The sequence below is a fragment of the Streptomyces sp. NPDC101151 genome (genome assembly GCF_044768335.1).
Classification (GTDB): domain Bacteria; phylum Actinomycetota; class Actinomycetes; order Streptomycetales; family Streptomycetaceae; genus Streptomyces.
Map to the genome: position 1 here is coordinate 102,577 of NZ_JBIWPP010000017.1, position 19,874 is coordinate 122,450.

Sequence of the window (19,874 nt, forward strand, 5' to 3'; positions counted from 1 at the left end):
TGGCCGGAGCGGTTTCTTGAGAGTGCTGCACACGTCCGACTGGCATCTCGGCCGGGCCTTCCACCGGGTGAACATGCTCGGGGCCCAGGCCGAGTTCATCGGTCACCTCGTCACCACCGTACGCCGATACGCAGTGGACGCCGTTGTCGTGTCCGGGGACGTCTACGACCGGGCGGTGCCCCCGCTCGCCGCGGTGGAACTGTTCGACGACGCCCTGCACCGGCTCGCGGACCTCGGCGTGCCCACCGTGATGATCTCCGGCAACCACGACTCGGCCCGCCGCCTCGGCGTCGGCGCCGGACTCATCGACCGCGCCGGCATCCATCTGCGCACCGAGCCGTCCGCCGCCGGCACCCCGGTCGTGCTCACGGACGCCCACGGCGACGTGGCCTTCTACGGACTGCCGTACCTCGAACCAGCCCTGGTGAAGGGCGAGTTCGCGGTGGAGAAGGCCGGTCACGAGAGTGTGCTCGCGGCCGCCATGGACCGCGTCCGCGCCGACCTCGCCACGCGGGCAGCGGGCACCCGTTCCGTCGTCCTCGCCCACGCCTTCGTCACCGGCGGCCAGGCCAGCGACAGCGAACGGGACATCACCGTCGGCGGGGTCGCCGCCGTACCGGCCGGGGTCTTCGACGGCGTCGACTACGTGGCGCTCGGGCATCTGCACGGCTGCCAGACCCTCACCGGGCGCGTGCGCTACTCCGGCTCCCCGCTCGCCTACTCCTTCTCCGAGGCCGAGCACCGAAAGAGCATGTGGCTCGTCGACCTGGACGCCGACGGCTCGGTCACCGCCGAGCGCGTCGACTGCCCGGTGCCGCGCCCGCTGGCCCGCATCCGGGGCACCCTCGACGACCTCCTGGCCGACCCCGGGCTGGCCCGCCACGAGGGCGCCTGGATCGAGGCCACCCTCACCGACCAGGTCCGTCCGGCCGACCCCATGGCCCGGCTCACCGAGCGCTTCCCGCACACCCTCAGCCTGGTCTTCGACCCGGAACGGGCCCCGGACGACCCCGAGGTGTCCTACGCCCGGCGGCTGGCCGGCCGGAGCGACCAGCAGATCGCCCAGGACTTCGTGACCCATGTGCGCGGCGCCGGCCCCGACGAGCAGGAGACGGCCGTGCTGCGCGAGGCCTTCGACGCGGCGCGGGCCGACGACGCGCTGCGGGAGGTGGCGCGGTGAGGCTGCACCGGCTCGACATCACCGCCTTCGGCCCCTTCGGCGGCGCCCGGGGCGTCGACTTCGACGCCCTGTCCGCCGCCGGACTCTTCCTGCTGCACGGTCCCACCGGCGCGGGCAAGACCTCCGTCCTGGACGCCGTCTGCTACGCGCTCTACGGCTCCGTGCCCGGCGCCCGGCAGAGCGGCCAGGGCATGAATCTGCGCAGCGACCACGCCGAGCCGGGCACCCGCACCGAGGTCCGCCTCGAACTGACCGTCGCGGGACGCAGGTTGGAGATCACCCGGCAGCCGCCGTGGGAACGGCCCAAGCTGCGCGGAAAGGGCCTGACGATCGACAAGGCCCAGACCTGGCTGCGCGAGTACGACACCGCGACCCGCGCCTGGAAGGACCTCAGCCGCTCCCACCAGGAGATCGGCGAGGAGATCACCCAACTGCTCGGCATGAGCCGCGAACAGTTCTGCCAGGTCGTCCTGCTGCCCCAGGGCGACTTCGCCCGCTTCCTGCGCGCCGACGCCGAGGCCCGCGGCCGTCTCCTGGGCCGCCTCTTCGACACCCAGCGCTTCGCCGACGTCGAGAAGCGCCTCGCGGAGCGCCGGCGCGCGACCGAGGCCCGGGTACGGGAGGGCGACGCCGCGCTCCTCGCCGAAGCGCACCGCATGCAGCAGGAGGCGGGCGAGGCCATGGAGCTGCCCGAGCTGAGCCCGGGTGATCCGGGCCTGGCCGAGGCCGTCCTCGGCGCGGCCGCCGTGGCCCGCAGCACCGCGCGGGAGCGCCTCACCGTCGCCCACTGCCGGCTCACCGCCGCCGAGTCCGGCCGCGCGGCGGCGCAGCACACCCTGGACGAGGTACGCGAACTCGCCCGGCTGCAGGGCCGGTTCGGGGAGGCCCGGCAGCGGGCCGAACGCCTTCAGGAACGGGCCGGCGCCCACCGCGAGGCGCAGGAGCGCATGGCGCGCGCCCGCAAGGCGGAGGCGGTGGCACCCGCGCTGGAACTGCGGGAGGCCGCTGAGGCCGAGCACCGCCGGGCCGCGGCGGCCGAGGCACGCGCACGCGGAGCGCTCCCCGACTCCTACGCCGACGCCGGCCCGACGGGCCTCGCGGCCGCCGCACGCCGAGCCGCCGAGGAACTGGGCGGGCTGGAGTCGGCGCGGCGCGCGGAACAACGGCTCGCCGAACTGGTCGAGGAACGGACCGGGTTGGACCGGCAGGAGCGTGCCGACGAGGACGTCCTGCGCGAGGCCGACGCCTGGCTCGCCGACTGGGACACCACGCGCGCGGACCTGCAGTCCCGCATCGAGTCCGCCCAGGAGGCGGCCACCCGTGCCGAACAGCTCGCCGTCCAGCGCGAACCCGCACGGCGGCGCCTCGACGCGGCACGGACCCGGGACGAGCTGGCGGCGGACCTGCATGAGGCGCAGCGCCGGGCCCTGGCTTCCGGACAAGACGCCGTGGAGGCCCGCGCCCACTGGCTGGACCTCAAGGAACAGCGCCTGAGCGGCATCGCCGCGGAGCTGGCCGCGCACCTCACCGACGGCGAACCCTGCGCCGTCTGCGGAGCCACCGAGCACCCCGCTCCGGCCCGCAAGGCCGCGGGACACGTCGACCGCGAGGCCGAGGAACATGCCCTCGCCGCCCACCAGAGGGCCGACGAACAGCACACCGAGGACGAGCGGCGCCTCGGCGTCGTACGCGAGGCGCTGGCCGCCGCCACCGCCGAGGCCGGCGACACACCCACCGACCGGCTCGCCGCCGAGTCCGACGAGCTGGAACGGGAGTACGCGCGCGCCCGCCGCGACGCCTCCGCCCTGCACACCGCACACGAGGAGCTGCGGCGGGCCGAGCACGAGCGCGAACGACGCCAGGCCGACCGCCAGCAGGCCGCCGTGCGGACCGCCTCCCGGCTCACCCGCCGAGAGACCCTGGAGCGCGAACAGGCCGCCCTGGAAGGGGAGTTGACGCAGGCGCGCGGGTCCGCGTCCAGCGTCGCCGCGCGCGCCGCACAGCTGGAGCGGCGGGCGGCCCTGCTCACCGACGCCGCCGACGCCGTGCGCACCGCCGAGGACGCCGCCCAGCGACTCAAGGACGCCGACGCCCGCCTCGCCGACGCCGCCTATCGCGCCGGCTTCGACACCCCGCAGGCCGCGGCCGCCGCACTCCTGGACGACGCCGCCCACTACGACCTCCAACACCGCCTGGACGCCTGGCAGTCGGAGGAGTCGGCCGTACGCGCCGTACTGGCCGAGGCCGACACAGCTGCCGCCGCCCAGCGCCCGCCCGCCGACCAGGCCGCGGCGGAGCGGGCGGCGGCCGAGGCGGAACGGCGCCTTCGCGAGGCCGCCTCCGCACGCGACGCGGCGGCCCGCTGCCGCACCGAGCTGGACCGCCTCTCCGCCCGCGCCGCCGAGGGCGTGCGACGGCTCGGACCGCTGCGCGAGGAGTACGACCGGGTGGCCCGGCTGGCCGCCCTCACGGCGGGCACCTCCGCCGACAACGAACGCAGGATGCGCCTGGAGTCGTACGTCCTGGCGGCCCGCCTGGAGCAGGTCGCGGCCGCCGCGACCGTCCGGCTGCAGCGCATGTCGTCGGGCCGCTACACCCTGGTCCACTCGGACGACCGCACCGGACGCGGCCGCAGCGGGCTCGGCCTGCACGTCGTGGACGCCTGGACCGGCCGCGAACGGGACACGGCCACCCTGTCCGGCGGCGAGACCTTCTTCGCCTCCCTCGCCCTCGCCCTGGGCCTCGCGGATGTCGTCACGGACGAGGCCGGAGGCATCCGGCTGGACACCCTCTTCATCGACGAGGGCTTCGGCAGCCTCGACGACCAGACCCTCGACGAGGTCCTGGACGTCCTCGACTCCCTGCGCGAACGCGACCGCAGCGTCGGCATCGTCAGCCATGTCGCAGACCTGCGGCGGCGGATCCATGCGCAGCTGGAGGTCGTGAAGGGGCGGTCGGGGTCTTCGCTGCGGCAGCGGGGCGGCTGAGGGTCAGCGGCCGAGCGGGCGTCGGGGCAGGGGGGAGGAGTAGACCACGCTCGTGGTCACCGAACCGAGTGCGCCGATCCTGCCGGAGATCTCCTCCAGATGTGCCATCGAGCGTGCGGCGACCTTGATGACAAAGCAGTCGTCGCCGGTCACGTGGTGGGCTTCGAGGATCTCGGGGGTCGTGGCCACCAGGTCGTGGAAGGGCTTGTAGTTGCCGTTCGGGTAGCGCAGGCGGACGAACGCGAGGATCGGCAGGCCGAGGCGCTCGGGGTCGACGACCGCCGCGTACCCCTGGATGACGCCGGCCTCCTCCAGGCGCCGCACCCGTTCGGTGACCGCGCTCGGCGACATGGAGACGGCGCGGGCCAGCTCGGCGTAGCTGGCCCGGCCCTCGCGCTGCAGGACCTCGAGGATGCGCCAGTCGGTGGCGTCCGGGGAATACACGGTCATGTCCGAGGGATAGCAGGGAAATCCCCGGCCCATCAAGAGGAACCCCGGGGATCGTCACTTCAGGGCGCCGGCCGGCGGCCGTACATTTTCTGTCATGATCACCAACACCGCGAACCCCGTCCTGCGGGTCGCCCCCGCCGCCCCGGCCGAGGCCGCCGCCTACTTCCGGGCGAGCCTCGCCTTCCACGCCGACGTCTCCGACGTGGCCACCGCGGTCACGGCCGGCGGTGACCCCGGCTTCGTCGTGGTCGACTCCCGCTCCACCGAGTCCTGGGACCAGGGGCACGTCCCCGGCGCCGTCCACCTGCCCACCGCTCTGATCCCCGAGCAGGCCGAGCAGCTCCTCGACAAGTCCGTCCCGGTGGTGACGTACTGCTGGGGTCCCGGCTGCAACGGCGCCACCCGTGCCGCCCTCGCCCTGGCCGAACTCGGCTACCAGGTCAAGGAGATGCTCGGCGGCTTCGAGTACTGGGCCCGGGAAGGCTTCGCCTACGACACCTGGGAGGGCCCGGCGCGGCGCGACGCCGATCCGCTGACGGCGCCGGTCGGGGGCGAGTGCGGCTGCTGACGCCGGCACGCCCGTAGGCCCGCTGCCGTGCGTGTAGGTTCTGCCCATGGCTCGATATGCGGATCCAGGCGCGTTGGAGTGGGTGGAGTCGGGCGGCGGCCCGCTGATTGCCGTACCGGAGACGGTGCTGCCGTTCTGGGCGGGTGCCGACAGCGAGGAACTCGCCACGGACTACGACCGCGCCTGCGAGGTCGACGGCTACGTCGGCCTGCTCCCGGTCGGCGACAGCGCGGCCCTCGTGTTCGGCGACGAGCCCGCCTCCACCTCCTACCTGCCCGACCACGGCACCTTTGTGCGCTGGTCCGCCGCGAACTCCGAGAGCGAGCTGCTGGCCGGGATCCCCGCCGCGCTCGACGCGGCCGTGTGGGACCACGAGATCCGCTGGAACGTGCCCGGCCCGGTGGTGCTGTTCGACTCGGCCTGGCCCGGCGGCGCGGCGGAGGGCGAGGAGCATCTGCGCGTCCCGCTGGCACCGGGCCCGTACGCGGTGCGCGCCGCCTACGCCCAGCCGGGGCCGGAGACCTGGGTCGGCCTGGTCCAGCTCAGACGGCTCGCGGACTGACCCGGTCGCGGACGGGGGAGGTCACCGCAGGTCGTCGAAGGCGATGTTCAGATGGAGCGGGCCGCGGAGCACGGCGTTCGGGCGGTAGGGCGGCGGATCGTCGACGAGGCGGGGATTCTCCAGCCGCCGGGTCAGTTCGGTCAACGCGATCTGCGCCTCCAGCCGGGCCAGCGGAGCGCCGAAGCAGCTGTGGATGCCGCTGCCGAAGCCGAGGTGCTGGATGTCCCCCCGGTCCGGGTCGAAGCGCTCGGGGTCCTGGAACCGCTCCGGATCCCGGTTGCCCGCGGCGAGCACGAGCCAGATGCGGGAGCCCTTCGGGATGGTCACCCCGCGCACCTCGATGTCGGCGATGCAGGTGCGCTGGGGAACGAGCTGCACCGGCGGCTCGTAGCGCAGCAGTTCCTCGACGATCTTCACGGACAGGCCGGGGTCGTCGCGCAGCCGCTGGAGGTACTCCGGGTGGCGCAGCAGGGTGAGCATGCCGTTGGTGATCAGGTTGACGGTCGTCTCGTGACCGGCGATGAGCAGCAGCACCGCGGTGCTGAGCACTTCCATCGTGGTCATGCCGCCGTCCGGACCGTGACTGTTCACCAGGTCGGACAGCATGTCGGCGCGCGGTTCCTTGGCGCGCTGCTCCACCAGCCCGTTCAGGTACATGCCGAGCTGCAGCCGTGCCTCCTGCGCGGTCCGCTCGGCGTCGGCACTCGTACGGGTGTCCGGGTCCAGGCCGGCGACGATCGGATCGACCCAGGCTCGGAAGCGGGGCTCGTCCTCGCGCGGCACGCCGAGCAGCCGGCAGATCACGGTCACCGGGAAGGGGTATGCGAACTGGTCGACCACGTCGATCTGCCGCGCGTCCCCGAACCCGTCGATCAAGTCGGTGACGATCCGGACGAGTTCGCCGCGCATGGAGTCGATACGGGTGGGCTGGTGCGGGGGGCCGAAGGAGCTGTTGGCGATCCGCCGCAACCGGTCGTGCTCCGGCGGGTCGAGCCGGATGAAGCTCGGCGGCAGCCCCGTCGCCTCCGGCCCGGACAGCTCGTCGTCGCCCACGACCGTGAGGTTGGTGAAGTCGGAGCTGATCCGCGGGTCGTGGAGCAGGCTCTCGATGTCCCAGTACGAGCTGATGACGTACGGGCCGTCCTCCTCCTCGTGCAGTACCGGGGTCTTGCGGAGCTCCTCGTACAGCGGATACGGGTTGGCGCGATTGGCGAAGTCGGTGATCTGGCGCAAAAGCGAGGCTTGCGTCATGGCAGGTCCTTGGAACGTCGGGGCCGGACGGGCGTCAGTGGTGGGCCGGGGTGAAAACCAGTTGCTGGTCGGCCGGTGAGTAGCCGCTCAGGGTCACGGTGGGGCCGTGGGTCGGCAGGGCGGGGTCGGGGAAGTCGGCCGCGACCGGCTGCCGGCCCTCGGGACGCCGGTCCACCGTCGGGAACTCCACCGGGAAGGGTGCGCCCTGCTCGATCTGCCGCTGGTAGAACTCCAGCCACCGGGTGTTGTCGAAACTGACGGCGGCGATCATCCGGCCCTGGTAGCCGTAGACACCGACGAACCTGCGCTCGGCAAGGGATCCCTGCGTGATCATGATCTGGTCGCCCATGGGCGGCACGCCGACGGACTTGATGTTGACCCCGAACTGTGAGGACCAGAAGGCGGGCGTCCACAGGTGCGGGCGGCGGTCGGCGGCATGGCAGATCATGTTGTGCGCGGCGGTCTCCGCCTGGGCGACGGCATTGCCCCAGTGTTCGAGCGAGAGGAACTGATAGCCGAACAGCGCGTGCGGCGACCGTGCGACGTCACCCGCGACGAAGACGTCGTCGGTGACGATGCCGCGGAAGTCGAAGGCCCGGCAGCCCGCGTCGCAGGCGATGCCACGCGGGCCCGCGCCGAGCCCCGACCCGGTCAGCCACTCGGTGTTGCGCTGTGAACCCAGCGAGACCACCACGACGTTCGCCTCGACGACAGTCTCGTCGGACAGATGGACCGCCCGGACCCGGCCGACCGAGTCGCCCTCCAGCGAGGTCACCGTGACACGGGTGCGCAGATCCACGCCGTTCTCGGTCTGCAGGTCGGCGGCCACCGCACCGATGACCCCGCCGAGGGCGCCCACCAGCGGGGCGCCGGCGCGCTCGGCCATGGTGACCTGGATGCCCATCTCCCGGCAGGCCGAGGCGACCTCGCAGCCGGCGAACCCGGCGCCGATGATGAACACCCGGTGGGGCCCGGCCTTGAGCCTGTGGAGCAGCCCGGTCGCGTCGTCGCGGGTGCGCAGCACGAACACGCCGTCCAGCCGCGCCTCCCCCTCCTTCGGCCAGGGCCGTGCGCGGACACCGGTCGCGATGAGCAGCCGGTCGTACTCCACCTCGTCGCCGTCGGCGAGGCGGACCCGCTTGGCCGACAGGTCGAGCCCCGTCGCCGCGACGCCGAGCCGCCACTTCGCGTCGATCTCCCGGCGATGGGGCAGCTCGGTGTGGCGTGGTGACGCCTTGCCCAGCAGCACCGCCTTGGACAGCGGCGGCCGGTCGTACGGCTCGTACGGCTCGTCACCGATCAGGGTCAGTTCACCCGCGAAGCCCTCGGCGCGCAGGGTCTCGGCGGCCCGCAGGCCGGCCAGCGAGGCGCCCACGATCACGATCCGGCCCTCGCGCCTGAGCCGGTCCACGTAGTCAGCGGCCATCGGACGCCACCCGCTCCGATCCGGCCGTCTGCCCGTCCGTGCCGTCCAGACCGTCGGCCGTGATCGCCTGCACCGGGCAGGCGGCGACGGCGCGTGCCAGACGCTCTCGCTGCTCCTCTTCCGCCAGGGGGTTGTACACCAGCGACTCCTCGCCGTGCATGGCGAAGACGTCGGGCGCTAGGAACGCGCACTGCGCGTACCCCTGACACTTGTTGAGATCGACGACGAGCCTCATCGACGCTCCGCCCTTCCGGTGGCCAGGTCCGGTGCGCGCCACCACGTCTCGCGCGGGCATCTCCGGACGGCGGTCATGTCCCGCTCGTCAGCATGGGAGCCGCGACGGGGCGCTCGCGCGCGGGGGCACGCCGTTCGGGTGAAGGGCCGCGGGGCCCCTCCGCCGTGCGCCGGCCCTTCTCACGTCGACGCCGTGGTGCGCGCCCTGGCGCGTCCGCCCACCACGAGGATGTGGACACTCAGCACCAGCGACCAGGCGGGGAAGACCAGCTCCGTCCAGGGGATGTTCGAGGAGAGGAGCAGTAGCGTCAGGGCGGCGAGGAAGCCCAGCGCCGAGAGCCAGCGTGGCAGCACGCCGAGGCGGTGCCCGATCACCGACATGGAGCAGACGAAGACGGCGGCCATCCGCATCGCGTATCCCGTCATCAGCTGGTACGCGAAATAGCGGCCGAAGTCCCAGGTGGACACCGCGGGGCTGGAAGCGGAGGTGTGCCCGAGCGCCAGCACGGCCGCGGCCGCCGCGGCCGCGCCGAACATGGTGGCGGTGAAGACCAGTCCGCTGCCGAGCAGGACGGTCGCGAGGAACTTGTCCTCGACCGCCCCGACGTGGGCCCGTACGGCACCGATGAACCACAGGAAGAAGATGCCGGCGAACGGCACGAGCGCCAGGGCCGTCCGCACCGCTTTGTCCCGCCAGGAGCCCGTCAGCTCCTGGGTGGTGACCGCGTCGGCCCCTTCCGGGATGCCCAGCCGGATCAGCACGATCGCCGCCGCGAGCAGCAGCGCGAAGACGACCCCGGCCAGCCCGGCGGCCCGTGGGGTCTCCATCGCCTCCTGCCCCGGTCCCTTGCCCTGCATACCCGGCCCGCCTCCTCCGACTCGCCCTTCGGCACCAGCAAGCCGCGTTTCCTGCCGCCGGCGCCACCGGAAGGCGGCCGTACGGCCGAGCTGCCGCATGCGGAAGCGCGCCGCCACTGCGCCTCGCGCGGCGCCCATCGGCCGGCGGTTGTCGGACGGGGCGCGGGGAGAGGCGTCCCCGCGCGGCAAAAGTGCTCGCGCGTCGCCCGGCGCCCTCCGTAGCATCGTCGTCCATGACCGCACCCGCACCCCGCGTCCCCGGCGAACTGCGCCGCGATCCCCTCCCCCTTCGCGGCCGTACCGCGCTCGTCACCGGGGCGAGCAGGCGTGCCGGTATCGGGTGTGCGGTGGCACAGCGGCTGGCCGCGTACGGCGCGAGTGTGTATCTGCATCACCATGTGCCGCACGACGCCGCGATGCCCTGGGGTGCCGACAGCCCCGAGGCCGTCGCCCGCTCCGTGCGCGACGTGCTCGTTGACCCCGGGGCGCGGGTCGCCTCGGGACCCGGTGATCTGGCCGACCCGGCGGGACCGTCCCGGCTGGTCGAGGCCGTCGTGCGGGAGTTCGGCCGGCTCGACATCCTCGTCGCCAACCACGCCCTCAGCGGATCCGACGGCACCCTGGACGAGATCGACGCCACGATGCTGGACGCCCACTGGGCGGTGGACACCCGCTCGGTGCTGCTGCTCGTCCAGGCGTACGCCCGCTCGCGCGCCCGGCTGCCGAAAAACACCACGGGCGGACGCGTGGTGATGATGACCTCCGGACAGGACATCGCCGGCGGGATGTCCGACGAGATCGCCTATGCCCTGCAGAAGGGCGCCCTCGCCTCGATCACCCGCTCCCTGGCCACCGGCCTGGCCGAGCGGGGCATCACCGTGAACACCGTCAACCCCGGTCCGGTGGACACCGGTTACGCCACCGGCGAGGACCACGCCGCCGTGGCCGCCCGGTTCCCCACCGGACGCTGGGGCCGGCCCGACGACCCGGCCCGGCTCATCGCGTGGCTGGCCACGGACGAGGCGGGCTGGGTCACCGGTGAGGTCGTCAACTCCGAGGGCGGCTTCCGGCGTTGAGACGCCGGGACGGTCAGAGCCGGGACAGCTCGTCCACCAGGTCGTCCAGGCCCAGCGAACCCTGCGACAGGGCCGCCATGTGCCAGGCCTTCAGATCGAAGGCGTCGCCGTGCCGCTCGCGGGCGTTCGCACGGCCCAGCAGCCACGCCCGCTCGCCGAGCTTGTAGCCGATCGCCTGGCCCGGAATGGTCAGGTACCGGGTCAGCTCGCTCTCCACGAAGTCGGCCGGGCGGCTGCTGTGCGCGCCGAAGAACTCCTGGGCCAGCTCCGGCGTCCAGCGCTCACCCGGGTGGAAGGGCGAGTCCGCCGGGATGTCCAGCTCCAGGTGCATGCCGATGTCGACGATCACGCGGGCCGCGCGCATCATCTGCGCGTCCAGGTAGCCGAGGCGGTGCTCCGCGTCCGTGAGATAGCCCAGCTCGTCCATCAGGCGCTCCGCGTACAGCGCCCAGCCCTCGGCATTGGCGCTGACCCCGCCGACCGTGGCCTGGTAGCGGGAGAGGTCCTTGGCGACGTGCGCCCACTGCGCGAGCTGGAGGTGATGCCCGGGCACGCCCTCGTGATACCAGGTCGACACCAGGTCGTAGACCGGGAACCGGGTCTGCCCCATGGTCGGCAGCCAGGTCCGGCCGGGACGCGAGAAGTCCTCCGACGGGGGCGTGTAGTACGGGGCCGCGGCACCGCCGGGCGGGGCGATGCGCGACTCCACCTTCCGTACCCGCTCGGCGAGTTCGAAGTGTGTGCCGTCCAGGTTCTCGATGGCCTGGTCCATCAGGCCCTGCAGCCACTCCCGGACCTCGTCGACGCCCTCGATGTGCCGGCCGTGCTCGTCCAGGTGCGCGAGCGCCGCCCAGGGCGTCTGCGCACCGGGCAGGATCTTCTCCGCCTCCTGCTTCATCTCGCCGAGGATGCGGTGGAACTCGGACCAGCCGTACGCGTACGCCTCGTCCAGGTCCAGGTCGGTGCCGTTGAAGTAGCGGGACCAGCGGGCGTAGCGCTCGCGGCCCACCGTGTTCGGGGTGCCCTCGATGGTCGGCGCGTACACGTCCCGCATCCAGTCGCGCAGCTCCACCACGGCGGCCGTCGCCGCGCGGGCCGCCTCGTCCAGCTCCGTGCGCAGCGCGTCCGGCCCGGCCGAGGCGAAGTCCTCGTACCAGCCGCGGCCCTTGCCGTCGGTGTCCGACCACTCGGTGAGCTGCTCGACGAAGGTCGCGGTCGGCCGCGGCGCCGCGTACAGCTTGCGCTCCAGGCCGAGGGCCAGGGACTCCCGGTAGCCCGCGAGTGCGGCCGGTACGGCACGCAGCCGCTCGGCGATCGCCGCCCAGTCCTCCTCCGTCTGCGACGGCGTCACCGTGAAGACGTCGCGCACCGAGTGGCCGGGCGTGCTCATGTTGCCGACCGCGCGCAGTTGCTCGTCGGCCTCGTGCACGGCCAGCTCGGCCGTCAGGCGCTCCCTCAGCAGCCGTCCGCAGCGGCGCTCGACGTCACTGCCCGCACCGGGCTGCCGCTCGGCTTCGTCGAGCTTGGCGAGGGTGGTCCGGGCCAGCTCGGCGAGGGCCTCCTGGCCCTGCGGCGAGTAGTCGGGCAGCCTGCTCGAACTCTCCTTCACACCGAGATAGGTACCGGTGACGGGGTCGAGGGCGATGAGGTCGTCCACGTATGCGTCGGCGACCTGGCGGGGCAGCAGGCTCTGGATCTCAGACATGCCGCCCATCCTCGTACGGGGAGTCTGCCTGCGTCACCCGGGTATCCCCGATTCAGCTCTGGGCGTGGACCGGGGCAGCAGGGGCCCGCAGTCCCACTGCTGGAAGATCAACCGGGTCTCGACCCGGGCCACTTCGCGGTGCGCCGTGAACTCGTCCAGCACCAGCCGCTGAAGATCGGCCATGTCCGCCACGGCCACATGCACCAGGTAGTCGTCGGGCCCGGTCAGATGGAAGACGGTCCGTGACTCCGGCAGCGCGCGGATCCGCTCCACGAACGGCCCGACCAGCTCCCGCCGATGCGGTCTGACCTGCACCGACAGCAAGGCTTCCAGGCCGCGTCCGAGCTTGGCGGGATCCAGCCGCAGCTGATGGCCGAGGATCACGCCCGAGCGGCGCAGCCGGGTCACCCGGTCCAGACAGGTCGATGGCGCCACGCCCACCTGGGCGGCGAGATCGCGATAGGTGGTCCGGGCGTCGTTCTGCAGCAGCCGCAGCAGATGAAGATCCACCGGATCCAGTACGACGGATTCAGCCATTGGCCGAACGTAGCACGGTGTTCGATTCCCATGTCCCGTCCGGTGTTCAACCTTCCCGACATGGACACAGCGAGCACAGGTGCCTACGACGCCGTACGCACCGCTTCGAGAGCACTGGCCACCGAGGCCGTGCACGCCGGCCGCGACGACCTCGCCCGCCAGGGGCTGCACGCCCCGCCCATCGACCTGTCCACCACCTATCCCTCCTACGACAGCCGCGCCGAGGCCGCCCGCATCGACGCCTTCGCCACCGACGGCGCCGACCCGGTCGGCCCCCCGATCTACGGCCGCCTGGGCAATCCGACCGTCGCCCGCTTCGAAACCGCCCTGGCCAGGCTGGAGGGCACCGAGTCGGCCGTCGCGTTCGCGAGCGGCATGGCCGCGCTCAGCGCGGTCCTCCTCGCCCGTTCCGCCATGGGCCTGCGCCACGTGGTCGCGGTACGCCCTCTGTACGGCTGCAGCGACCATCTGCTGACCGCCGGGCTCCTCGGTACGGAGGTGACCTGGACCGAACCGGCCGGCATCACCGACGCACTGCGTCCCGACACCGGGCTGGTGATGGTCGAGTCCCCGGCCAACCCCACGCTGGCCGAACTCGACCTGCGGGCCATCGCCCACGCCTGCGGCTCGGTCCCGCTGCTCGCCGACAACACCTTCGCCACACCCGTCCTGCAGCGCCCCGTCGAACAGGGCGCGCGGCTGGTGCTGCACAGCGCCACCAAGTACCTCGGCGGTCACGGCGATGTGCTGGCCGGCGTGGTGGCCTGCGACGAGGAGTTCGCCGGACAACTTCGGCAGATACGGTTCGCCACGGGCGGTGTCCTGCACCCGCTGGCCGGCTACCTGCTGCTCAGGGGCCTGTCCACACTGCCGGTGCGGGTCCGTGCGGCCTCCGCGAACGCCGCCGAGCTGGCCCGCCGGCTCGCCGCCGACCCGCGGGTGGTCCGCGTCCGCTATCCGCGCCTCGGCGGCGCGATGGTCGCCTTCGAGGTGCACGGCGACCCGCACGAGGTGATCTCCCGGGTCCGGCTGATCACCCCGGCGGTGAGCCTGGGCAGCGTGGACACCCTCATCCAGCACCCCGCCTCCATCAGCCACCGCATCGTCGACGCCGACGACCGGCGCGGCGCCGGGGTGAGCGACCGGCTGCTGCGGATGTCGGTGGGGCTGGAGGACGTCGACGACCTGTGGGCGGACCTGGACGAGGCCCTGGGGGAGCGGACCCCGAAGCCGGTACGGCTGCACGATGCCGTGGCGCTTCGGCAGACCGCAGGCTGACCCGTACCCGCACGACGGCGGTCCGGCGGTGGGGGCCGGGCCGCCGTCGTGCGGCGACCTTTCAGTCGCGGCGGGCCGCCCCGCCGAGCCGCTCCTCGCTGCCGTCGTGCGGCGTCCGGGCGGCGACGGTGGCGGCATCCAGGCGGGCCGTGATGACCAGGGTGCCCTCCTCGATCTGGTAGTCCAGGGGCAGTCCCAGACCGCGCATCGCCGTGACCATGCCGGTGTTGGAGGCCTGCGTCACGGCGTACACGCTCTCGCACCCCGCCTCCACCGCCATCGTCACCAGGCGGCCGAGCAGTTCGGCGCCGATGCCGCGCCGCTGCCAGTCGTCCTCGATCAGGAGCGCCACCTCGGTCTCGTCGCCGTCCCACAGCAGATGCCCGAGGCCGACGATGCGGCCGGAGCCGGTCTGCGCGGCCAGCGTCCGGCCGAAGCGGGGACTGAGCAGGTGGTTCAGATAGCGGTCCGCATCGCCGACGGGCCCGTGGTACCGCAGGCTGAGGGTGCGCTGGGAGCACCGCTCGTGCATCGCCCTGGCCGCCGCGAGATCGCCGGTGTCCACCCGGCGCACGGTGATGTCGTTGCCCTCGGGCAGGGTCAGTACGTCCTGGCCGCGCGGGATCCGCGGACCGAGCCGGCTGTCCAGCTCCACCAGCGCCCTGGCCCGCGCGAACTCGGTCGGCGTGAACGGCAGATACGGCCGCTCCACGGTGAGCACACCTCCCTCCGGCGCCCGCAGCCGCATGACGGTGTCCTCAAGGACCCCCTCGACCGGCACCGGCTCCGGGCCACGGCCTCCGCCGACCGGCCTGGCCGGCAGCGAGCGGATCGTGCACCGGCCCAGCAACTGGCGCAGCGCCAGCGGCAGTTCTGCCGTGTCCAGCGCGGTGCGCGCCGCGAGACCGAGGACCCGGGTGGGGGCGTCCACCAGATCGTGGGCATCGGCCCGCTCGATCCAGGTGGACGCGCCGCCGGCCAGCGAGACGGCCCGGATGATCTCGTTCGCCGTCAGCGCCTCGGGCGCCCGCAGCAGGAACTCGTCGACCGTGCCGTCCGCCAGCGGGTGCGCCTGCAGGCTCAGGATGTCGACGCGCCGCCCGGCCAGCGCCGTGCACAGTGCGGCCAGCGAACCGGGCTCGTCCCGCACGGTCGTCCGCATACGCCACAGGGCACGCGCCTCGGCCACGTCCCGCGACGCGCCCGATTCCGCCGAGGGCCCGGCCGACCGCAGCTCCGCGGCCGGCCGGGCACCGGTATCCTCGAGCGGCGGTGCGTGTCCGTGGCGCCGAGCCCACCAGGTGTGGAAGCCTGCCGTCGCGGCCAGCACGATCGCCGAGATCACCAGCAGCGCCGGACCGTCCGGCCCGTGACCGATCAGGTTCGCCACTCCGTCCGCCACCGCAACGGCGGTGAACAGGGCGGCGAGCTCGACGAGATCCCGCCGCCAGTGGTGCACGGGCCGTCCGTGCTTCGTCCGGGTCACCTGAGACATGTCTGGAGTCATGCAGCCACTGTGAAGGAACGGTGTTGCGTGATCACGAACGGTTTGTGACCGATGGGTAAAGCATGCTTCAGCCCCTTTTGTTTGATTTTCTACCGTTGAGGTGTGTGATTCGTCCGGTCGGACTCAGGCGGCCGCCGGCTCGGCCAGGGCGTCCCGCAGCCGCCGCGCCTGGGTGACCATGCGGGAGGAGCCGCCGCGGGCGGCGGTCTCCGCCAGATACGGCACTTCCCCGTGCGCCCCGGACCGCTCGGCGCACTCCGCCGCCACTGCCAGCAGGTCACCGAGGCCCCGGGCCGCCACGGCCGCCGCCTCCGGGCGAGCGGTGGCGAGGCCGGCCAGGGGAACGGGCAGGGCGTGCCGGAGCATCTCGCCTGTCGTCGCACTGGCTCCCGTGGCCGCCGCCGTTCGCGCGGACTCGGCCAGCCGCTGCGGCTTCACCGCACCGCGCCCCACCAGCTCGCCCAGATCGGCGCCCAGCCGGGCCGTATCGAGCTGTCCCCGGGCGGCGAGCACCAGCAGGGCGTCCACGGCGGCGAGCCGGTCCTCCTGGTGCCGCGCACCGAGCCCGTACGCCAGACACAGATGCACCGCCTCACCCGCCGTACCGTCCGCCTCGGCGAGCAGCGGCAGCACGGCGGCACCCCGCTCGTCCTCCACGGCCGTGTCCGCCAGGTCGTGCAGCATCCGCGCCGCGACCAGCTCCCGCCGCTCCGGGAGCACGGCGAGCCAGTGCCGGTGTATCGCCTGGTTCCAGTGGCTGCAGTGCCGGCGGTCGGTGAACACGGACAGCGGCCGGCCGAGCCGGTGGAAGTCCTGCGGGAAACCGTCCTGCAACTCGGGGAGTTCGGCCAGCTCCAGGAGGATCCGTACGCCCTTGGTGCGCCGCCTGGCCGTGGGGAGGGTGTTCTCGGCGCCCAGCCAGCGCGCCAGCCGTGCCCCCTCAGGAGTGCCGAGCGCTCTGGCCCGCCGTGCCGCCTCCTCGGCCGCCGCACGCTCGTCCCTGCGCACCCGCAGCAGGGCCTGGGCGAAGTCGGACGCGCAGACCCGGGCGTCCAGCCGCCGGTACTCGGTGAGGCGGGCCACCAGCTCCTCGGGTTCCAGCAGGCCCGTGCTCCAGCTGGGCGTGGCGAGCAGCAGCGGCAGCGGTTCCGTGCGCAGACGGTAGGCGATTTCGCGGAGCCGGGCGTCGAAGATCCGGGCGAGGCCGCTGTGCGCGCACTCGTGTTCCTGCGGCCCGCGCCGTACCGCCGCGAGGAGCGTCTCCGTGCGCACTTTGCCGTGCAGGGTCGCGATGAGCAGATCCAGGCCTTCCTGGGGCTGGAGGAGGCCGTGGCGGGTGTTGCCGAACAGGGCGTCCGGGCCCGGCCACTGCGAGTTCTCCACCGATGCCCACCAGCGGCTCGCGGTCACCGGTACCAGCGCCTCACGCAGTGCGTCCGCATCCTGGTAGGTGTGCCGCACCAGTCCGTCCAAGGCGCGCTCGAACGCGGCCACATCACCGTCGGAGGCCAGTAGTGCGCCCACCTCTTCGGCCAGCTCCTCCGCCGTCCGCGGCGCGGGCGCCTGCCGGACCGGCTCCGGGGCGGGCGGCAGCACCTCCTCGTACACCTCGTCGGAGCCGGCCGCCGCGGCTCCCAGTGCGGCGGCTGCCTGCGTGCGCAACGCCGGGATCAACTGGTGTGCCGCATACGCTAGTTCGTCCCGGAGGTCGGCGGAGTCGAGCTTGTGCGCATGTCGTTCGACCAGCCTGAGCGCCCGCTCCTGCACCTGGGTGTCCTCGTGCCCGAACGCTTGGGACACGACCGGCAGCAGCTCCGCCGCCGTGCCGGCGTCGCGGGACAGCACCTTGCCGAGCAGCACGAGCTGGGCCCGCACCAGCTTCTTCTCGCCGCGGAACAGCAGCACTTCTGAAGCCTCGGCCAGCTGCCGGGAGGTGAGGTCACCCTCCAGTGCCAGGCCGGTGAGCACCGCCTGTGCCCGGGAGGCGACGGGAGAGACCGCGTCCCGCGCGAGCGCCGTCCAGTCCGGGATCCGCGCGCGCTCCTCCCCGCGCGTCGGCGCCAGTTCCGTCAGCAGTGGCAGGAAGACCCGGTGGTCGGTGGGTCCGCCGCCGCGCAGCAGCCGGGCGACACAGGCGTCCACCAGGAACGTACGGTCCAGGAAGCCTTCTCGGGCCAGTGCCGCCAGGGCGCTCGTCCACGAGCCCGGCCCCTCGCCGAGCAGCCATCGCACCTCGGCGAGATCCGTCAGGGCGAAGAGCCCGCCGACCAGCCGGGCGAGGTGGGGCTCGCGGCGCAGCAGGTCGCACACAGTGTCCCGGCGCCGGCCGCCGGTGCTGATGTGCCGGACCCAGCCGATCACATAGGCGTCCGTCACCGGGACCTCGCACCCCGAGCGGCTCACCAGCCCCGCCATCAGGTCGTACGGCACGCGCGCGGACACCGGTCGCTGTGCCAGCCGGTGCGCCACATCGGCCAGCCAGCCCGTGTCCCGGGCCTCCAGCGCGCGCAGCAGGGAGTCGGCGGGGGCCCGGCTCCAGCGCAGGTCGCTCGCCGCCAGCCAGGCGCTGGCCGCGGCCGCTCCCGTGTGGCACGCGGCGCCCGCCAGGTGCAGCGCCGGGAGGATCCGCTCCGACCGGCTCTGCCACGGCGGGACGGCCCGCAGCTCCGTGCGCAGCTCCTTCAACTCGCCCAGGGACGCACGCCGTTCCGCCGTCGTCATCCCCGTCACCAGCCGCAGCGTCTCCGCCGTGCTTCCGGCCCGTACCGCCTTCATCAGCGCACTCATCGCGCACCCCCGTCGATTTCCGCCATGTCCTGCCCCACCGCGGCTCCCCGCCGCACCATCCGCACCGCCAGCGCGTGCTTGCACGGCCCCCGTCCGCCCCGGTACTTCGCCCACCACAGACAGCTGCAGGTGAGCACCCCTGCCTCGTCCCGCACCCGATGCAGGTGTCCGTCCTCGGCGGTCACCGTGGCCAGGGCTCCGTCCAGGGACACCGCGCCCGCCGCCAGCAGCGCTCCGGCCGCCCGCAGCCGGGGGTTGTGCTTCTCCACACGCCCGGCGTCGTAGGGCAGCTCCCGGTGGAAGTAGGCCGCCTCCGCCGTGTCGTAGCCGACGCGGCCCGAGGTGCCGAGGCGGACCAGAGCGGCACGCACCCGCTCGGGAGCGAGACCGGAGGCGGCCGCGAGGTCGGCCACGTCGATGCGGGGTTCCCACGCCAGCAGCACGGCGATCAGCTCGGCGTCCCCGGCGGCCTCCTCGGTGGCCAGCGCGTCCAGCACGCCGCCCTCGCCGGAGAAGCCGCGCGAGGCGTCCGGCGACAGGGTGAGTGTGAGCCGCATACCGGGCAGGACGACCTCCCAGGCAGCGGCTGTGGCGGCCGTCGTGGCCGCGCCGCCGACTGCGGGGCCGTACACCCGCAGGGCCTTCGCATGCCGCAGCACCCGCTGCAGTGCGGCCAGCCGCTCCGGACCGGGCAGGCAGACCGAGCCCGGCACCGCTCGGGTCGTCGGCCGCAGCCCCCGGCCCACCGGTACCACCCAGCGCGGTCCGTCCAAGGCCCGTCGTGCCCCGCCCGCCCTCGGCAGCCCGCGCAGGAACCGCAGTGCCTCGTCCGCCGGCAGCTCCGCCCGCAGGTCGAACCCGGCGGCGATCACCTGGGCCTCGGCGAAGCCGCGCAGCCACCGGTCGGGCAGCGGGACCTTCTTCTCCACCACCGGACCGTCCAGCGTCGTGACCGCCAGCTCGTCCGGGCCGACCCGCAGATGGAGCGGATCGTCCGTGCCGATCCGGGACAGGGCCTCGCGCAGCGGGTTGTTGATGTCGACGTTCGTCGTTCCGTGCCCCACCTCGCCGCCGTCGAGACCCGGGGTGAGGACGTCCAGCCGTGCGTACACCCCGCCGCAACCGGAGAAGGATTCAAGGCGCAGCCGGTCGCCGTTGCCCGTCACCACCGGGTCCAGCGAGGCCCGCAGCTGCGGCTGGTAGTAGCGCGCGGCCGCCACGTCGGCCACCGCCAGCAGTGCCGCGGCGGCGACCTGGGGCGAGGTCAGAAAGCCCGCGAAGAACCGCGGATGGTCCTCGACACCCGTGGGTGTCGCCCCCCGGGACGTTTCCAGCCCGAGGCGCCGCCCGTCCGCCGCGGACTCGAGCGCGGAGGGTCGCCGATAGGCCACGGCCTGCAGTGATCGCGTCATGGGAAAAACCGTAGAGGCGCCCACTGACAATCGGTCTGACCTGCGAAAACACCCGC

At 73.4% G+C, this 19,874-nt stretch carries 16 protein-coding genes; 6 read left to right on the top strand and 10 right to left on the bottom strand.

Going from position 1 to position 19,874, the window contains the following annotated elements:
* The first annotated feature begins 16 nt into the window (after positions 1 to 16).
* Together ACIRU3_RS27880 and ACIRU3_RS27885 are read left to right on the top strand one after the other, a co-directional pair.
* Complete coding sequence (locus ACIRU3_RS27880; RefSeq protein WP_404061520.1) at positions 17 to 1,180, top strand: exonuclease SbcCD subunit D; 1,164 nt, start codon at positions 17 to 19, stop codon at positions 1,178 to 1,180.
* On the top strand, positions 1,177 to 4,167 hold the full coding sequence (locus ACIRU3_RS27885; protein ID WP_404061523.1) for an AAA family ATPase: 2,991 nt from the start codon (positions 1,177 to 1,179) through the stop codon (positions 4,165 to 4,167). The genes ACIRU3_RS27880 and ACIRU3_RS27885 overlap by 4 nt, the downstream gene beginning before the upstream one ends.
* Before the next feature lie 3 nt (positions 4,168 to 4,170).
* Here the strand turns inward: ACIRU3_RS27885 and ACIRU3_RS27890 are convergent, their stop codons facing one another.
* Positions 4,171 to 4,617 (bottom strand): Lrp/AsnC family transcriptional regulator, encoded by a 447-nt coding sequence (locus tag ACIRU3_RS27890; protein ID WP_404061526.1) that lies wholly within the window; start codon positions 4,615 to 4,617, stop codon positions 4,171 to 4,173.
* Between the two features lie 94 nt (positions 4,618 to 4,711).
* On the opposite strand from ACIRU3_RS27890, the gene ACIRU3_RS27895 reads away from it, so the two are divergent.
* Together ACIRU3_RS27895 and ACIRU3_RS27900 are read left to right on the top strand one after the other, a co-directional pair.
* Positions 4,712 to 5,185: a rhodanese-like domain-containing protein gene (locus ACIRU3_RS27895; RefSeq protein WP_404061529.1), complete on the top strand. Its 474-nt coding sequence runs from the start codon at positions 4,712 to 4,714 to the stop codon at positions 5,183 to 5,185.
* Positions 5,186 to 5,231: 46 nt separating this feature from the next.
* Complete coding sequence (locus ACIRU3_RS27900; RefSeq protein WP_404061532.1) at positions 5,232 to 5,747, top strand: immunity 21 family protein; 516 nt, start codon at positions 5,232 to 5,234, stop codon at positions 5,745 to 5,747.
* A 21-nt stretch (positions 5,748 to 5,768) separates the two neighbouring features.
* Here ACIRU3_RS27900 and ACIRU3_RS27905 read toward each other — a convergent pair whose 3' ends face one another.
* The 4 genes from ACIRU3_RS27905 to ACIRU3_RS27920 form a co-directional block, all read right to left on the bottom strand.
* On the bottom strand, positions 5,769 to 6,998 hold the full coding sequence (locus tag ACIRU3_RS27905) for a cytochrome P450 (protein ID WP_404061535.1): 1,230 nt from the start codon (positions 6,996 to 6,998) through the stop codon (positions 5,769 to 5,771).
* Positions 6,999 to 7,032: 34 nt separating this feature from the next.
* The gene (locus ACIRU3_RS27910; RefSeq protein ID WP_404061538.1) at positions 7,033 to 8,424 is read right to left on the bottom strand and encodes an NAD(P)/FAD-dependent oxidoreductase; all 1,392 of its coding nucleotides are present in this window, start codon (positions 8,422 to 8,424) and stop codon (positions 7,033 to 7,035) included.
* On the bottom strand, positions 8,414 to 8,659 hold the full coding sequence (locus tag ACIRU3_RS27915) for a ferredoxin (protein ID WP_404061540.1): 246 nt from the start codon (positions 8,657 to 8,659) through the stop codon (positions 8,414 to 8,416). Before ACIRU3_RS27915 ends, ACIRU3_RS27910 begins: the two co-directional genes overlap by 11 nt.
* 179 nt (positions 8,660 to 8,838) lie before the next feature.
* Positions 8,839 to 9,516, bottom strand: coding sequence for a hypothetical protein (locus tag ACIRU3_RS27920; protein ID WP_404061542.1), 678 nt, complete (start codon positions 9,514 to 9,516; stop codon positions 8,839 to 8,841).
* A 233-nt stretch (positions 9,517 to 9,749) separates the two neighbouring features.
* On the opposite strand from ACIRU3_RS27920, the gene ACIRU3_RS27925 reads away from it, so the two are divergent.
* On the top strand, positions 9,750 to 10,592 hold the full coding sequence (locus ACIRU3_RS27925; protein WP_404061544.1) for an SDR family oxidoreductase: 843 nt from the start codon (positions 9,750 to 9,752) through the stop codon (positions 10,590 to 10,592).
* Between the two features lie 13 nt (positions 10,593 to 10,605).
* Here the strand turns inward: ACIRU3_RS27925 and ACIRU3_RS27930 are convergent, their stop codons facing one another.
* Together ACIRU3_RS27930 and ACIRU3_RS27935 are read right to left on the bottom strand one after the other, a co-directional pair.
* A complete protein-coding gene (locus ACIRU3_RS27930; RefSeq protein ID WP_404061546.1) occupies positions 10,606 to 12,297 on the bottom strand; it encodes a DUF885 domain-containing protein in 1,692 nt (563 codons plus the stop codon).
* A 33-nt stretch (positions 12,298 to 12,330) separates the two neighbouring features.
* Complete coding sequence (locus ACIRU3_RS27935) at positions 12,331 to 12,834, bottom strand: Lrp/AsnC family transcriptional regulator (RefSeq protein ID WP_404061548.1); 504 nt, start codon at positions 12,832 to 12,834, stop codon at positions 12,331 to 12,333.
* Positions 12,835 to 12,894: 60 nt separating this feature from the next.
* On the opposite strand from ACIRU3_RS27935, the gene ACIRU3_RS27940 reads away from it, so the two are divergent.
* Positions 12,895 to 14,112, top strand: coding sequence for a trans-sulfuration enzyme family protein (locus tag ACIRU3_RS27940; RefSeq protein ID WP_404061551.1), 1,218 nt, complete (start codon positions 12,895 to 12,897; stop codon positions 14,110 to 14,112).
* Positions 14,113 to 14,173: 61 nt separating this feature from the next.
* Here ACIRU3_RS27940 and ACIRU3_RS27945 read toward each other — a convergent pair whose 3' ends face one another.
* The 3 genes from ACIRU3_RS27945 to ACIRU3_RS27955 form a co-directional block, all read right to left on the bottom strand.
* A complete protein-coding gene (locus tag ACIRU3_RS27945; protein ID WP_404061553.1) occupies positions 14,174 to 15,619 on the bottom strand; it encodes a GNAT family N-acetyltransferase in 1,446 nt (481 codons plus the stop codon).
* Between the two features lie 123 nt (positions 15,620 to 15,742).
* The gene (locus tag ACIRU3_RS27950; RefSeq protein WP_404061555.1) at positions 15,743 to 18,406 is read right to left on the bottom strand and encodes a DUF6493 family protein; all 2,664 of its coding nucleotides are present in this window, start codon (positions 18,404 to 18,406) and stop codon (positions 15,743 to 15,745) included.
* Positions 18,403 to 19,818, bottom strand: a complete 1,416-nt coding sequence (locus ACIRU3_RS27955) for an SWIM zinc finger family protein (protein ID WP_404061558.1) — start codon at positions 19,816 to 19,818, stop codon at positions 18,403 to 18,405. Before ACIRU3_RS27955 ends, ACIRU3_RS27950 begins: the two co-directional genes overlap by 4 nt.
* Positions 19,819 to 19,874 lie beyond the last annotated feature (56 nt).